General features: G+C 70.1%; 10 protein-coding genes. 5 read left to right on the plus strand and 5 right to left on the minus strand.

The annotated features are described in order from the left end of the window. Positions 1-38 precede the first annotated feature (38 nt). From BO221_RS40030 to BO221_RS40045, 4 genes are read left to right on the plus strand one after another with little or no spacing between them, the layout of a single operon-like run. The gene (locus BO221_RS40030; protein ID WP_073566181.1) at positions 39-659 is read left to right on the plus strand and encodes a methylthioribulose 1-phosphate dehydratase; all 621 of its coding nucleotides are present in this window, start codon (positions 39-41) and stop codon (positions 657-659) included. Then, complete coding sequence (locus tag BO221_RS40035; protein WP_073566182.1) at positions 656-1,198, plus strand: acireductone dioxygenase; 543 nt, start codon at positions 656-658, stop codon at positions 1,196-1,198. The genes BO221_RS40030 and BO221_RS40035 overlap by 4 nt, the downstream gene beginning before the upstream one ends. Positions 1,199-1,202: 4 nt before the next feature. After that, entirely contained in the window at positions 1,203-1,880 is a 678-nt protein-coding gene (mtnC, locus tag BO221_RS40040; RefSeq protein WP_073566183.1) for an acireductone synthase, read from the plus strand. A gap of 11 nt (positions 1,881-1,891) precedes the next feature. Further along, positions 1,892-3,577, plus strand: a complete 1,686-nt coding sequence (locus BO221_RS40045; RefSeq protein ID WP_073566184.1) for a C25 family cysteine peptidase — start codon at positions 1,892-1,894, stop codon at positions 3,575-3,577. Positions 3,578-3,806: 229 nt separating this feature from the next. Here BO221_RS40045 and BO221_RS40050 read toward each other — a convergent pair whose 3' ends face one another. The 3 genes from BO221_RS40050 to BO221_RS40060 are packed head-to-tail and all read right to left on the minus strand — an operon-like array spanning position 3,807 to position 10,926. After that, positions 3,807-5,267, minus strand: coding sequence for a CHAT domain-containing protein (locus BO221_RS40050; protein ID WP_073566185.1), 1,461 nt, complete (start codon positions 5,265-5,267; stop codon positions 3,807-3,809). Between the two features lie 2 nt (positions 5,268-5,269). Then, the gene (locus tag BO221_RS40055; RefSeq protein WP_073566186.1) at positions 5,270-7,657 is read right to left on the minus strand and encodes a tetratricopeptide repeat protein; all 2,388 of its coding nucleotides are present in this window, start codon (positions 7,655-7,657) and stop codon (positions 5,270-5,272) included. 5 nt (positions 7,658-7,662) lie between these two features. Next, on the minus strand, positions 7,663-10,926 hold the full coding sequence (locus BO221_RS40060) for a kelch repeat-containing protein (RefSeq protein WP_158079999.1): 3,264 nt from the start codon (positions 10,924-10,926) through the stop codon (positions 7,663-7,665). 198 nt (positions 10,927-11,124) lie between these two features. Between BO221_RS40060 and BO221_RS40065 the strand changes: the two genes are divergently transcribed. Further along, positions 11,125-13,095: a lipoxygenase family protein gene (locus tag BO221_RS40065; protein WP_073566188.1), complete on the plus strand. Its 1,971-nt coding sequence runs from the start codon at positions 11,125-11,127 to the stop codon at positions 13,093-13,095. A gap of 58 nt (positions 13,096-13,153) precedes the next feature. Here BO221_RS40065 and BO221_RS40070 read toward each other — a convergent pair whose 3' ends face one another. Together BO221_RS40070 and BO221_RS40075 are read right to left on the minus strand one after the other, a co-directional pair. Next, complete coding sequence (locus BO221_RS40070; RefSeq protein ID WP_073566189.1) at positions 13,154-14,824, minus strand: hypothetical protein; 1,671 nt, start codon at positions 14,822-14,824, stop codon at positions 13,154-13,156. 43 nt (positions 14,825-14,867) lie between these two features. Then, the gene (locus BO221_RS40075) at positions 14,868-15,122 is read right to left on the minus strand and encodes a DUF378 domain-containing protein (RefSeq protein ID WP_198956283.1); all 255 of its coding nucleotides are present in this window, start codon (positions 15,120-15,122) and stop codon (positions 14,868-14,870) included. Positions 15,123-15,166 lie beyond the last annotated feature (44 nt).

A 15,166-nucleotide genomic window follows, 5' to 3' on the forward strand; every position in this document is an offset into this window, starting at 1 on the left:
CACACGCCCATGACGGAGTCCGTATAGACTGCTCCGTCATGGTGAGTACTGAGGACCTCGGCGCCAGGACCGGGGAGCTGATCAAGGCCGGCCGCCTCTTCTTCGAGCGCGGCTGGGTACCGGCCACCGCGGGCAACTTCTCGGCGCGGCTGGATGAGCGCCACCTCGTCATCACCGCCTCGGGCCGTCACAAGGGTGAGCTGGACGCGGACGGTTTCCTGGTGGTGGGGCTGGAGGGCGAGGTGCTCTCTCCGGGCCGCAAGCCCTCGGCGGAGACGGCGTTGCACCTGCAGTTGTACCGGCGCGAGCCCTCGCTGGGCTCGGTGCTGCACACGCATTCGCGCACCGCCACGCTGTTGTCGCGGCTGAGCCCCGGGGGCGTGGTGCTCGAGGGGTATGAGGTGCTCAAGGCGCTGTCCGGTGTGGAGACGCACGCGACGCGCCTGGAGGTGCCCGTGTTCCCCAATGACCAGGACATCCCCCGGCTGGCGGCTCGCGTGGAGGAATACATGCGGGAGCGCCCGGGTCTGCATGGTTACCTCATCGAGGGCCATGGCTTGTACACGTGGGGACGCACGGTGGCGGATGCGCGGCGGCACGTGGAGGCGTTCGAGTTCCTGTTCGAGTGTGAGCTGGAGATGAGGAGACTGAAGCGATGAGCGAGCTGAAGGTGTTCGACGAGGGCGATGCGTCGGGTGAGCGGGTGCACACCCGGGACTTCGAGGCCATCCGCCGCGAGCTGGGCGCGGTGGGCATCCGCTTCGAGCGCTGGGAAGCGCGCCAGCCGTTGAAGCCGGGGGCGAGCCAGGCGGAGATTCTCGAGGCCTACCAGGACTCGGTGGAGCGGCTGAAGACGGAGCGGGGCTTCAAGACGGCGGACGTGCTGAGCATGGTGCCGGACCACCCGGACAAGGTGGCGCTGCGCAACAAGTTCCTCCACGAGCACACGCACAGCGAGGACGAGGTGCGCTTCTTCGTGGAGGGCCAGGGCCTCTTCACCATCCACAAGGCGGGCCGCGTCTACAACGTGCTGTGCGAGAAGGGGGACCTGATTGGCGTGCCGGATGGGACGCCGCACTGGTTCGACATGGGGCCCCAGCCGCGCTTCACCGCCATCCGCCTCTTCACGAATACCGAGGGCTGGGTGGCCCACCCCACGGGCAGCGACATCGCCTCGCGCTTCCCCCGGTTCGAGTAGCGGCATGGTCCAGGCCATCGTCACCGACATCGAGGGCACCACCTCCAGCCTGTCCTTCGTGAAGGAGGTGCTCTTCCCCTACGCGGCGCGCGAGCTGCCCGGTTTCGTGCGCGCGCACGGTCAGCGGCCCGAGGTACGCCAGTTGTTGGATGAGGCCCGCCAGGTGGCCGGTGGGGCGCTGGATGACGGGCAATTGGTGGCCACGCTGCTGCGGTGGATCGAGGAGGACCGCAAGATCGGGCCGCTCAAGGGCCTGCAGGGATTGATGTGGGAAGCGGGCTACCGTCAGGGCGACTTCCAGGGCCATGTCTACGAGGACGTGCCCCGCCGGTTGCGTGAGTGGAAGGAGCGGGGGCTTCGTCTGTATGTCTATTCCTCGGGCTCGCTGCATGCGCAGAAGCTGCTTTTCAGCCACACGCGCTTCGGTGATTTGACGCCGCTCTTCAGTGGCTACTTCGACACGGGCGTGGGCGGGAAGAAGGAGACGGAGTCCTACGCGGCCATCGTCCGGGAGTTGGGGTTGCCCGCGGCGGAGGTGCTCTTCCTGTCGGACGTGAGGGCGGAGCTGGACGCGGCCGTCGCGGCGGGCCTGCGCACCGTGTGTCTCGTCCGGGGCGAGGGCCCCGAGGTGGACCCCGGGCCCCATCCCATGGCCCGGAGCTTCGACGACGTGCACCCGTAAGGAGTGTCCCCATGGAGCTCGAACTGTTGTTGGCTCATGCCGACGACCAACGCCCCGTGCTGGAGTCCGGCCTGCCCGATGACTCGCTGGGACAGGCTCCCGCGTCGGCGCAGCGCTCGCAGACGCACAAGCATCTGTGGGACCCGGGTGGAGACGCCAATGACCTGGCCGCCCAGCGCTGGGCCGTGATGGCTCCCGAGGGCCCCGCGGGTGACAGGCTTCTCGCGCTCGTCGCGCCGCTGCGCCAGTGGCGTGAGCAGCAGCAGGGGGCTCCCGCGCGCTGCTTCCGTGTGGCTCCGGGCCTGGGCGGCCCCGACGCCGTGCGCTGGAAGAACACCGTGCTGCGCGACGAGTCCCTCCCCGAGCGCGAGTGGCCCCGCTATCTGCTCATCCTGGGAGACCCGGAGCAGGTGTCGCTGGAGTTCCAGCAGGGCCTGGGCAGCGATGTCTTCGTGGGCCGGCTCGCCTTCCGCGATGAGCGGGGCCTGTCCGCCTATGTCGACAAGGTGCTGCGCTGGGAGCGCTCTCCGTCCATGGAGTCCCGGGCGCGCTCGCTCTTCTTCACCGCGCATGATGGCACCGCCGCCACCCGGGTCGGCTATCAGCAGCTCGTTCTCCCGAGCCTCCAGGCGTGCCGCACCCGTCAGCAGCGGGGTGAGCTCAACGCGGACATCCAGGAGGTTGGGAACACCGAGGAGTGGTCCGCCCAGCAGCTGCTGGACCAGGTGGCCATGCCCCGTCCGGGCGTGCTGCTGTCGGTGAGCCACGGGCTGGGCGCGCCGCGCAAGGGCTGGGCTTCGGCGAGCGAGCAGCAGGCCCTCCAGGGCGCCATGAGCCTGGGTCCCGGCGAGCATCTGCGCGCCGAGGACGTGGCCTCGCGGCCCTTCCTTCCGGGCGGATTCTGGGTGTACCTGGCGTGCTTCGGCGGCGGTACGCCCCGGGCGAGTCCGTACTTCCATTGGCTGCGGCGCCTCCAGGACGCGGGGGCGCGGCTGGGAAATCCCGAGGCCGTGCTCGCTTCGTTGCCCAAGGCCGGTGAGCCGCCGTTCATCGCCGCGCTCCCGCAGGCCGCGCTGGCCAACCCGGATGGGCCACTGGCGCTCATCGCCCACGTGGACCTGGCGTGGAGCTATGGCTTCTCGGACGTGGACACCCAGACGCGCGGCCGTGCCTCGCGTTTCCTTGGTCTGCTGCGTGAGTTGGTGGAGGGACGCCGCGCTGGTGTGGGCCTGTCCGCGCTGCTGCGCTTCGCCTCCGAGGCCAACCTGGAGCTTACGTTGCTCGAGGACGGGGCGGAGTCGGACAGGGCCGCCGGGCGCGCTAATGCGCAGGACGGCGTGCGGCGCGGTCACCTGTGGATGATGCGCCAGGATGTGTCGGGCTACGTGCTGCTGGGAGACCCGGCCGTGCGTCTGCCATTGGCGCAGGCCACGGCCCGTGCCGTGACTCCATCCGTGTCCAACGCCGCGGCCCTGTTGGGTCTGCCGGTGGGACTTCCCGCGGCGGTCTCCTCCGGGCCCGGTGTGCAGGGCATGGAAGAGGCGGTGGTGGCGCTGATGACGGGAGCGGAGTCACCCAAGGCCATCGCCGCGCGGGCCGGTGTGTCGCTCGCCGAGCTGCGCCACTGGGAGCGCACCTTCCGCGAGGCGGGCCGCGCCGCGCTGGCCGCGCTCTCTGGTTCCAAGGGCCAGGGCTGAGCCCTTTGTGCTGACAACGCGTCCATTTCCCCTCGCCCTGTCCATTTCCCCTCGCCCTCCGGGAGAGGGACGGGGTGAGGGTGCCACGCATCCCGGGTTGAACCCCTTGTCCACACTTCGGGCCACGGGTTGAAGAACGGGAACAGGCACCCTCACCCCGACCCTCTCCCGAGGGGAGAGGGGATATGTGATCACTTTCTTGAATGGGATTCGTGGCGCGAAGGGGCGTTTACTGCGCGCGCTCCAGTGTGAAGCCGAGCCCGGTGTTGCCGAGGTTCGCGCTGCCCTCGTAGGGCACATGGCCCTCCTTCTCCACGCGGAAGCGCACCTCCGCCTCGTGCTCGGCGCGCAGTTCGAGGTGGAAGCTCCCCTGGGCATCAGTCCGAGTCTCCACGGACGCGCCGGGCTGGGATTGCAGGAGCGTCACCCGCGCACCGGCGACGGGCTGCCCGTCCTCGTCATACACCTGTCCGCCGAGGGGCTGTGCCTTGGGCAGTGCACTCACGGCCCCGATGGCGAGTCCCACGGCCGCCGTGGCGCCGAGCCCCATCAACACCGTGCGGCGCCACAACCGTGCGGCGGGACGGGCCGGCTCGGTGGGGGAGAAGAGCTGGAGCGAGGCCCACTCCAGGCCACCGGCCCGCATCAGCGCGCGGCGGGCCTCCAGCAGCGCGGGGCGCACGGAGCCCGGGCCCTTCCAGGCACCATAGAAGGATTCGGCCAGGCACACCGAACCCTCCACCGACAAGGGCAGACGCGAGGCCACCACGGCCTCCAGGCCCACGCGGTGCAGCCCCTGCGCCACGCTGCCGAGCGCGTTGCCAGGCGTGCCCGCATGGCCTCCGTAGCAGGCGCACAGCACCACCAACCGCAGTGAGCCCACGTAGGGCGCCAGCACGCGCCGCAGCGCCGCGGTGTCCACCACCTCCGGCTCACCCCCCGCGCCGTCCCACACCAGCCCGGAGGTTCCGCTGGCCAGCTGCGTCCCGTGGCACAGCAGGTGGAGCGCGGTGATGGGACGGTCCGCCGCGGTGGCCTCGCGCAGCGCCTGCTCCAGCGAGGCGAGCGACAGCCGCGCCACCACGTCCTTCTCCGGCTCGAAGCCATAGCGGTTGCCGCTGGCGGCGCCAGCCAGGGCCTCGCGGTGCTCCTTCCAGGGCACGTCCCCCCCGGCGGCGGACCAGCCAAGCAGCACGCGCCCCAGGCCCGGAGGCCGCGAGGGCAGGGGCGCCGGGTGCACGCCCGGCCACTCGTACTGCACCAGGCACCCGGAGAGCTCACCCAGGTGCTGCCCGGTGGTGCGCAACGTCACCAGCTCCCACGGGAGGCTGTAGAGCTCGGCCGCGCCGAAGCGGAAGGTGACGTACACCGGGCGGCCCGCCTCCACCGCCTGGAGCAGCGCCTGTTCGTGATGCGCCCAGCCCTCGTGCGTGCTCAACCCCTGCTCGAGGAACGTGCGCAGCTGCTCGCCCAGACGCTGCATGGCCGCGGAGTCCGGCCGGGGGCGCAGCAATTGCGCCATCGCTCCCAGCACCTGCTCGTCCCAGGGGAACTCCGCGCTACCGAAGCCCTTCGCGCTGCGGAAGACGTAGTCCTGGCGCATGCAGCGGAAGGCGTGCGGGTCTCCCGCTCCCTCGGCCCGGGCGATCTCGATGGTCAGCGTGTACGGCGTCGGCTCTTCGGGTTTCATGCTCACTCGGACTGTACCGTCAGGCCTCGCTGCTTCTGGAGTTGCCGCGTCTTCTCCAGCTCCTGCCGGGCCCACTCATGGTCCTCGGGCTGCTCGCGCGTGTACACCTCCAGGGCCCGCAGCCACGCCTCCTCCGAGGCCGATAGCAGCGCCGCCGCGGCCTCGCCAGTTGTCCGGCTGCCCAGCTCGCGCAGCACCTCGCCCAGGTTTCCCTGCACCATGGCCCAGTCCTGGGGCTGGCTCTCGCGCGTGTACACCTCCAGCGCCGCCCGGTACGCCGCCGCCGCTTCCTCCAGCGTCTTGCGTCCCTCCTCGCCCGGAGTGGGGTTTCCCAGCGTCCACAGCGCCACGCCCAGGTCGTTCTGGGAACCCGCCCACTTCTGCGGCTGATGCTCGCGCGTGTGCACCTCCAGGATGTTCCGGTAGGCCGCCACCGCCTCCTCCATCCGCTGCCGTCCTCCCCCGAGCTCCCCCTGCAACCTCCTCACGCCCGCCAGACTCCACTGCACCTGTGCCCAGTCCCGCGGCAGGGCCTCCCGGGTGTACACCTCCAGGGCCCGCTGGTACGCCTCCACCGCCTGCTCCAGCAAGGCCGCCGCCTCGTGCCCGCCCACCTGCTTGCCCAGGGCCCACAGGGCATTCCCCAGGTTGTTCTGCGCCATCGCCCAGTCCTGGGGCAGCGCCTCGCGAGAGAACACCCGGAGCGCCCGCCGGTGGGCCTCCGCCGCGTCCTCCAACACCATCCGCCCCTGCTCGCCCTGGGTGCGATCCCCCTGCATCGTCAACGCATCACCGAGGGCGGACTGCACCTGGGCCCACTTCTGGGGCTGCGCCTCGAGCGTGTACACCTCCAGGGCCGCCCGGTACGCCGCCAACACCTCCTCCATCAGCCGCCGGGCGCGCGCCCCCTCCGCGCGCTGGAAACGCCGCCCCAGGGCAAGCCCCAGGTTGAACTGGGTCTCCGCCCATTCCTGGGGAAAGCGCTTGCGGGTGCGCACCTCCAGGGCGGCCCGGTGCGCCGTCACCGCCTCCTCCAGCAGCGTGTCCCCCGGCTTCCCCTTCGTGCGCAGGCCCTGCTCCTCCAGGGCCACGGCCAGGTTCTGCTGGGCCAGCGCCCACTGCTGGGGGTACTCCTCGCGAGCGAGTGCCCGCAGCACCCGCCGGTTGGCTCCCGCCGCCTCCACCAGCAACCGCACCCCCGGCTCTCCCGGTAGCCGCAGGCCCCGTGAGAAGAGCGCGGTGCCCCGGTTGAGCTGGCTCTCACCCCAGGCCCGCGGCTGCTGTTCGAGGGTGATGATCTCCAGCGCCCGCTCGTGCGCCGCTACCGCCTCCTCCAGCAGGGCCATGCTCTCCCTGCCCTCGGCCCGTTCCCCGCGCTCGCGCAGCACGGTGCCGAGCTGACTCTGGGCCCGCGCCCACGGCACCGGCCACCGCTCCGGTTTCAACACCTCCAGCACCCGCCGGCACGCCGCCTCCGCTTCCCGCAGGTGCTCGCGAGCCTCCGCGCCCGCCGCGCGCTGCCCCATCTCCCGGAGTGCCCGCGCCCGGTTCACCAGCAGCAGGGCCCACTGCTCCGCGCTGTCCTCCACGGACACGTACCGCAGCGCCCGCTCGTAGGACTCCAGCGCCTTGTCGAAGGCGTAGCCGCTGAAGTGCGCATCCCCCCTCAGCGTCAGGTCCCGCACCGCCTCCAGCTGCAGCCGGCGCCGCTCCTGCTCCAGTTCCTCCAGTTGCCGCAGCTTGCGCTCGGCCGAGCTCTCGGCGTGCTCCGCCGCCACCGCGTAGTCGCCGCGGGCGAAGGCGGCCAGGGCCAGCTTGTGCTCGTCGCCGCGCGTGCGCTCCACCTCGGCCACCCACCGGTCCACCTCCTGCTTCACCTGCTGCGCGCCCAGGCCGTTGCGCCGCGCCCACTCGGCCACGTAGCGCCCCATCTGCACCTGTTGTGGATTCCCTCCCTGGTTCACCTGCTCCTTGGCTCGCTCGGAGGCCTCGCGCAGCAGGCTCTCGATGCCCTCGTCCGAGAGGAAGCGCTTCGAGCCGGCCGGAAGCAACTTCACCTCCACCACCTGCCGCTGGAAGTCGTTCGGTACCTGGGAGAGGCCCTCCATGGGCGCCCAGAGGCGATAGCCCTTGAGCGTCACCTGGAGGTTGAGGGCGTCGCCGGGCAGCAGGGCCTCGGGGAGGAAGAGGCGGAAGACGCCGTCGGAGCCGGTGCGCACGGGGTTGCCAAAGCCTTGCAACACCACCTGGGCCCCGGCCGCCGGCTGGGTCTCGTCATGGGCGCCCACCTTCAGCACCTGTCCCCGGAGCTGGCGGGGCTCGGCGCTGGAGGCCGTGGAGGTCAGCAGGGCCAGGACACACCACGAGGCGAGGGAAGAGGGGGCGCGCATGGGATTCACGGGCTGAACCGGGCCTCGGGCATCGGGTTGTACACCTCGGCCGTGGAGAGGGCGCCGCTGTCCGAGTCGGTGCTGCTTCCCCCGATGACGAGCAGCTCGCCGGTGTTCAGCGGCACCATGGCATGCGCGGTGCGCGCCGCGTTCATGGCGGCGCTGGTGGTCGTCCAGGTTCCGGCGCCCGGGTCATACACCTCGACGGTGGCGGTGCTGGTGCCCTCACTATCACCTCCCGTGACGAGCACGTGGCCATTGCTCAGCAGCACCGTGCCGTGTTCATCCCGGGCCTTGGTCAGGTTTCCCTTGGTCGTCCAGCTGTCGGCGGCCGGGTCATACACTTCGGAGTCGAGGGCGTGTGTGCTGACTCCAGCTCCACCCGAGATGAGTACCTGGCCGTTGCTCAGCAGTGTCGCCCTGTGCGCGGTTCGAGCCGTGTTCATGGCGTCGACAGTGGTCCAGGCGTTGGTGGCCGGGTCGTACAGCTGGGTCAGCGTGAGGCGGGTGTTCGTGTTGTCATGCCCGCCCGTGACGAGCACCCGGCCATCGTTCAGCCGTGTCGCCGTGTGCATGGTACGCGCCGAGCCCATGGCCGTGCTGGTGCTGGTCCAGGTATTGGCGCCCGGGTCATAGACCTCGGCGGTGTCGAGTTTGCCGCTCGCGCCGGCTCCTCCCGTGACGAGCACCTTGCCGTTGCTCAGCGCTGTCACCGTATGGAATTCGCGCCCCGAGCTCATGGCCTGGACGAGCGTCCATGTCTGGGTGCCGGGGTCGTACACCTCGGCGGTGTTGGTCCGGCCGGTGCCGTCCCATCCACCCACGGCGAGGACCCGGCCATCGCTCAGCAGCACGGCGCCCATGTGGGCACGTTTCGATTTCATGTTGCCGGCGGGAGTCCAGGTCAGGGCGGCCGGGTCATACACCACGGCTGTGTCGAGGGCTGTGCCACTCGAGTTGAAGCCGCCCATGACGAGGACGTGGCCATTGTTCAGCTTGACCGCCGCGGGATGGTTACGGGTCGTGTCCATGCTGGTCGTCGGCACCCAGCCACAAGGCGATTCATTGCGCAGCCCATCGCAGTCCTCATCCAGCGCACTGGTGCAGCTCTCGCTCTGCGGAGTGACTTCGCCAGTGCAGGCACTCCAGGCCGTGCCGGTGCCATTGCACGTCTGGGTTCCCGCGTGGCAGATGCCCACGTCTTCCGTCCCCGACGGTCCGGTGTAGGCACACGGCCGGGACGAGCCTGACGCGCACACCTCCGCTGTCCCGTTGCAGTCCTCGTCCTCCGGCTGCACGTAGTTCTCGGGCGCGGGCAGCACCTCACCCGTACAGGCATTCCAGGCCGTACCGGTGCCATTGCACGTCTGGGTTCCCGCGTGGCAGATGCCCACGTCTTCCGTCCCCGCCGGTCCGGTGTAGGCACACGGCTGGGACGAGCCAGACGCGCACACCTCTGCTGTCCCGTTGCAGTCCTCGTCCTCCGGCTGCACGTAGTTCTCGGGCGCGGGCAGCACCTCACCCGTGCAGACATTCCAGTCCGTGCCAGTCCCATTGCACGTCTTGGTTCCCGCGCGGCACAGGCCCACGTCTTTCGTTCCAACCGGCCCGGTGTAGTCACACGGCTGGGACACATCCGGCAGGCACATTCCCGTCCGCCCATCACAGTCCTCGTCCTCCGGCCGCGTGTAGTCCTCGGCCGCGGGCAGCACCTGTCCTTCACATGCGGACCAGGCAGTACCCCCCGCCACGCACGTCCGCGTGCCCCCACGGCACATGCCCACGTTCTCCGTCCCCTCGGGGCCCTCGTAGCAGGACTGCGTCTCTCCCTCCTGGCACAGGCGCTTGCACGACTCGTTGACGGTGCCGTCGCAGTCGTCGTCCACGGAGTTGTCGCAGCGCTCCTTCTGGGGGCCGGCCTCGCCCTCACAGGCGCTCCACGCCGAGCCTTGTGCGTCACAGGTCTTCCGCGCAGCCCGGCAGATTCCCTGCGTGGGGCCGCTGTAGGCACAGTCGCTCGCAGTGCCCGGCGTGCACAGCGGCGCCGCCACCTTCAGGGTGATGGACATCGGCGGCGCACCCTCGCCCGAGCAGGTGCCCGCGCCGCTGTCCGTGAACACCGGTATCGCCTGCTCAGCGGCATCCACTTTGACGCTCTGACCCCGCATCACCTCCAGCCGCACCTGCCCGCCAGCGTCCGTCATCCCACGGGTCAGGCCCTTGTACTCCACGCCCTGGGCCACCACCATGCGGCCCGCGACTGGCTGGCCCTTCTCATCCTCGACCTTCACCTCCAGGCAGACCGTTCCCACCCATCGTGGCGTGGGCGCCTGCAAGGGCTTGCCGGGATTCGCCTCCGGTGAGCGCCACCAGAAGGGCAGAGCCACGTTGAACAGGGACGGCGTGTTGTTCAGCGTGGCTTCCCACCTGGAGCCCGTGACCACGGCCTGATCGTCCGTCGGAACCCAGCGTCCGCTCTCCGCATCCAACCGCCAGATGGGCACGGGGGGATAGGTGTCCGCGGACGACAGCGCGCTGCGCCGGGTGCCGGGCCGTCCGTCTGGATCTCCCGCGGAGCCGGGGCGTCCCGGGAGGTGGCCGCCGATGTGCGTTCCACGGGCGAAGGGGATGACGCGGCCGTTCTGCTGGAAGACGAGTGACACGATGCCGAGGCTCTCCAGGCCCACCGGCTCGGCGCCGGGGACAGGTACGCCCTCCAGCAGCCCGGGAGCCGCCAGCAGCTCGCCGTGGTCCAGGTCCAGCGCGGACAGGTAGGCCTCCACCTCTCCCTGGATGGGATTGCCCTGGGCGTCGCGCAGCGCGCCCGGAGGAACGGTGAGCTGCATGCCTCCTATGGGCAGACTGGTCCCCATGCTGGCATCGAAGGGGTGGGGCTCCCCCAGGGGCATGAGTTGGAGGCGGGCGCCCGCGCGGACGTCCTGGTCCATGTCGAAGGCCAGCACGGTGGAGGAGAAACCCTCGGCCTGGACCAGCAACGCCTGGCGTCCCACGGGCAATTGGTCGAGCAGCACCGTTCCCTGCTCGGTGGTCTGCCGCTCCTCTCCCGAGGACAGGCGGACGCGGGCCTTGGACACGGCCCCTCCATTCAGGGCCGCCAGCTCCAGGTAGAGGCTGGGACCGGAGGGCGCCTGCTCCTCGGGCGGCTGCGTCTTGCACGCCACCAGGCCAACCACCATCAGCAAGGCCACCCACCGGGGCGCGCGCGAACGCCCGGCCCGGCCAGGACCGTCAATCAAAGACATGTGCATGGGAAGGGACTGCTCCTGAATCAAACTCTTGTGACCACAAACAAAGCGGGCCTCACGCGGGCCCGGACCGCATGACAGGGTTCTACCGTGTCCCTCGCGAGGATGGGGCGGCCGGGCTGGCGAGCGTGTGTTGGCAGGCCCGTCTCGCGCTCCGGCTTCCGTCCGGCGCGAGGAGGAACTGGTACCGTTTGCCCCGCCATGTCGAATCCCGCCGAGAACACCCCGCCCGTTTCTTCCGAGGACAACCCGGCGGACCCGAAGCAGCTCTACCGGTACGACTACACGAAGCTGGCGCCGCTCGCGATGATCGCCACGCTGCCGAAGGCGGAGAAGCCGGACATCCGGTGGATCATGCAGTGCGTGCAGCTCTCGCTCCAGGCCGTGCGCAACCGTCTGCACTGGGATGACTCGGTTTCGTTCTCCGACGACGACACGGCGAATGTGGAGCTCCACCACGTGGGGCTCGGTGTCGTGAATCTCGACGCGATGCCGTTGCACCAGGTGGTTCCGCACGAGATGTGCGAGTTGGCTCCGGCCCAGCTCGAGCACCTGACGCCGGAGCAGCTCGAGGTGGCGCTCCCCAAGGAAGAAGAGGGGCCGCTGACCTTCAGCGGTGATGCGCACGAGCCGGGGATTCTCTCGCTGCTCAAGACGGTCGCGGTCGTCTCCCGGGACTTCCTCCAGAAGGGCGTCTCCCATCCGCTCGTCATCCTCGACTCCATGCTCGAGAAGGCGGACGCGAAGCACTCCGGGCGTCCCACGTCCCTGGATGACTACGCGCGCCTGTTCACCACGCTCGAGCGGCCCTGGTTCGCCGACAAGTTCGAGTCCGACGAGGTCTTCGCCTACCTGCGCGTGGCGGGCTTCAACCCGTTGGTGTTGAAGCGGGTGGCGGCGCCCGGGGAGAAGTTCCCGGTCACCGACGAGCAGTTGCACGTCGCCCTGAACGACACGCGGGACTCGCTGGCGCTGGCGGGCGCCGAGGGGCGGCTCTTCCTGTGTGACTACGCGGCCCTGGCGGACGTGAAGAATGGCAACTTCCCCCTGGGCCCCAAGTATTGCTTCGCCCCGCTCGCCCTGTTCGCGCTCCCCCGGCGCGGCTCGGAACATCGGCGGCTCCATCCCGTGGCCATCCAGTGCGGGCAGGACCCGCGCAGCTACCCCATCTTCACGCCCGCGGACGGCGAGGCCTGGAAGAAGGCGAAGCTCGTGGTCACCGTCGCCGACTTCAACCACCACGAGCTCGTCTCCCACCTGGGCCTCACACACCTGCTGATCGGCCCGATAGCGATTGCCACGCGCCGGTGCATTCCGGATGCGCACCCGGTGAGCGTGCTGCTGCGGCCGCACTTCGAGGGCACGCTCAACATCAACGACATGGCGCAGGCCACGCTGGTGGCACCCGGTCACGAGGTGGACAAGTCGCTGGGCGGCACCATCTGGGCGAGCCGGAAGGTCGCCGCGGACAGCCTGAACTCGCGGCCGTTCAACTCGCTCTTCCTGCCCGAGGACCTCCAGGCGCGGGGCGTGAACGACCCCGTGCTCGAGTACCCGTACCGGGATGACGCGCTGGGGCTCTGGCACGCCATCGAGGAGTGGGTGACCACCTACGTCAACCTGTACTACCGCTCGGACGAGGAGGTGCGGGCGGACAGGGCCCTCCAGGAGTGGGCAGCGGAGATCGTCTCGCGGGACGGCGCGCGCATCCCCGGCTTCGGTGACGCGGGAGACGGGCGCATCCAGAGCCTCGCGTACCTGTGCCGGGCGCTCACGTTGATCGTCTTCACCGCGAGCGCGCAGCACGCGGCCGTCAACGCGCCGCAGGCGGGGCTGATGAACTACGCGCCCGCCACGCCGCCCGCGGCGTACCGCGCGGCCCCCGTCTCCCTGAGCGACTCCGACAACAATGACTATCTCGACTACTTCCCGCCGCTCGAGATGGCCACGCTGCAGATGGAGTTCATGCACCTGCTGGGCGGTGTGGTCCACACGAGGCTCGGCCGCTACGAGCGGGACTGGTTCAAGGACGCGAAGGTGCGCGAGCCGCTCGCGCGCTTCCAGTCGAAGCTCGAGGAGCTCGAGGCGTTGATTTCCGAGCGCAACCGGACGCGCTTCGGGCCCTATCCCTTCCTGCTGCCGAGCCGGGTGCCCCAGAGCATCAACATCTGAGCCGGCGTGGGCCGGACGTGGTCCGGCGTGTCATGGCTGGGGCTCCCCGGGCGGGGTCTCACTCGGGGATGCCGAGGGCGGCGCGGCCCGCCTTGCAGTAGATGGCGGCCAGGCGCTCGAGCTCGCGCCGATCGATGCCGTACCCGGTGGCGAGCTCCTTGAGGCTCCGCTCACCGGTCATGACATGGCCAATGGCCTCCTCGAGCTTGTCCGCCGGGATGGGGAGCGGCGCGGCGGCCAGGGGCGTGGGCGTCATGGCCACGGACGGCGGAGGAGGCGCCGGAGGCCGGGCCTGCTTGGGGCTCCGCCACTCGATGGGAAGGCGGACGGCGGGGTCTCCGAGCAGCACATAGCCGGCGAGATCCTGCCGCATCATCCACAGATAGCCCCGGCGGATGAGCTCCTCGCGGGTGGGGGGGGCGCGTGTGCGGACCTCCTCGTCCTGGATGCTGGCGAGCTCGGTGTCGGTGAGCGCGAGGTAGCGGTACAGCTCGCGGAAGCCGATGCCGACGCGGTTCGACTTCAGCAGCGTCTTGAGCGTGTTGATGAAGCGGCCGGGGCGCTTCTTCGCGGGGGAGTCGTCCTCGCGGAAGCTGAAGGTCCACGCCAGGTCCACATGGCCGATGAAGGCCAGGGGGCCGTTCGGGTTGGCCAGCACCTTCTGAGGCGTGGCGGCGATGAAGGGCCTGCCCGAGAGCGTCTTCATCACGTCGGGCAGGCGGGAGTAGCGCCCGGTCTCGGCGAGCTTCTCGAGCCAGTGGCCGTACGCACTCGTGTCCGGGGTGCCCGCGCCGAAGCACGCGAACATGAACCAGAGGCCGTTGGGCATGAAGGTGCGCGAGGCCAGCTCGGCCGCGGGGAGCTGTCCCTGGCGGCCGAAGCTCATCGCGCCCTGGCGCGCGAGCCGTTCCTGCTCCGACGTCCAGCCTCCCTTGGGGGCGCCGATGCCGTGGCTCATGCTGAAGAGGACGCCCGGGGTGGTGTGGGCGGTGCTCGCCAGGAATTGATCCAGGCCCGGGTCCAGCTCCCGGCCATGGATGTCGCAACCGCTGGCGGGGAAGAGCCCCGCGTTCATCTCCCCGCGCACCAGCTCGAGGCCGGGGGTGATGAGCGACTTGAAGCCCGCCTCGAGCGCGCCCGAGCCGTCATGCGCGGTGTGCAGGAGCAGCCGGCCGGGCGCAGTGCGGGGCAGCTTCTCCGCGCGCAGGAGCTTCTCGACGTAGGCCTCGTACCCCTGCTCGTCCGAGAAATGCAGACGGCCCACGTAGCCGTCCGAGGCCTGCATCTGCTGGAGGGCGAGCGGCACCTGATCGAGGTCGCCGAGGATGAGCTGGTAGCGCGGCAGGTTCGTATTCGTGTTCCCGCCCGCGTCGTAGTGGGCCTTGCGCCACTGCGCGGCCTCGGCCATGGACATGGGCCGGGAGGGGACGCGGTACTCCTGGATGGGGTGCCCGCCCTGCTGCTCCCGCCGGAGGGCGAGCAGCGGTTGGATGAGCGCGCGCAGGCGGTCCCCCTGGGAGCCCTCCGGGAGGATGAGACTCCAGCGCTGGGCCTCGAGGTCGTTCGGGTCTCCGCCCTCGTCCCAGAAGCGGATGAGCTCATGCTCGCCGGTGTCCGGGCGCTCCTGTTCTCCGGAAGCCGAGTCCTCCGGCAACCCTTCGCCCAGGACGGGGGTGTTCGTGTCCGCGTGAGCCAACAACAATTCGAGGTCGCCGCTGTGATGGGGCATTGCCGTCTCTTATCCCAGACACAGTCTCAGCGCCGCCCGGCCGTCAGGGATGGACTTCCCGCCGGCCCGCGGGGCTCCTCCACGGGAAGGTGAAGGCGAACGCCACGCCGGCCAGTCCCACCAGGATGTAGATGAGCTGGCTGAGGTGGCTCGCCTCCGTGGGCCGCGCGTCGCCTCCGAACACGGCCGCCACCAGGTTCCACTGGAAGAGGCCGATGAGCCCCCAGGAGATGGCGCCCAGGATGACCAGCACCGCGAGTACCTTGGTGAAGGTGCTCACGCCCGACTGCGTTCTCATGTCCATGGCTCGTCCTTTCCAGAATCAGTCCGCCATGGATGGAG

The organism is Archangium sp. Cb G35 (genome assembly GCF_001896145.1).
In the GTDB taxonomy this organism is placed as follows: Bacteria; Myxococcota; Myxococcia; order Myxococcales; family Myxococcaceae; genus Archangium; species Archangium violaceum.

Excerpts from the sequence above, each read along its gene's own strand:
- BO221_RS40030 (WP_073566181.1), top strand. The coding sequence starts at position 39 with ATGGTGAGTACTGAGGACCTCGGCGCCAGGACCGGGGAGCTGATCAAG.
- BO221_RS40035 (WP_073566182.1), top strand. The coding sequence starts at position 656 with ATGAGCGAGCTGAAGGTGTTCGACGAGGGCGATGCGTCGGGTGAGCGG.
- mtnC (WP_073566183.1), top strand. The coding sequence starts at position 1,203 with ATGGTCCAGGCCATCGTCACCGACATCGAGGGCACCACCTCCAGCCTG.
- BO221_RS40045 (WP_073566184.1), top strand. The coding sequence starts at position 1,892 with ATGGAGCTCGAACTGTTGTTGGCTCATGCCGACGACCAACGCCCCGTG.
- BO221_RS40050 (WP_073566185.1), bottom strand. The coding sequence starts at position 5,267 with ATGAAACCCGAAGAGCCGACGCCGTACACGCTGACCATCGAGATCGCC.
- BO221_RS40055 (WP_073566186.1), bottom strand. The coding sequence starts at position 7,657 with ATGCGCGCCCCCTCTTCCCTCGCCTCGTGGTGTGTCCTGGCCCTGCTG.
- BO221_RS40060 (WP_158079999.1), bottom strand. The coding sequence starts at position 10,926 with ATGCACATGTCTTTGATTGACGGTCCTGGCCGGGCCGGGCGTTCGCGC.
- BO221_RS40065 (WP_073566188.1), top strand. The coding sequence starts at position 11,125 with ATGTCGAATCCCGCCGAGAACACCCCGCCCGTTTCTTCCGAGGACAAC.
- BO221_RS40070 (WP_073566189.1), bottom strand. The coding sequence starts at position 14,824 with ATGCCCCATCACAGCGGCGACCTCGAATTGTTGTTGGCTCACGCGGAC.
- BO221_RS40075 (WP_198956283.1), bottom strand. The coding sequence starts at position 15,122 with ATGAGAACGCAGTCGGGCGTGAGCACCTTCACCAAGGTACTCGCGGTG.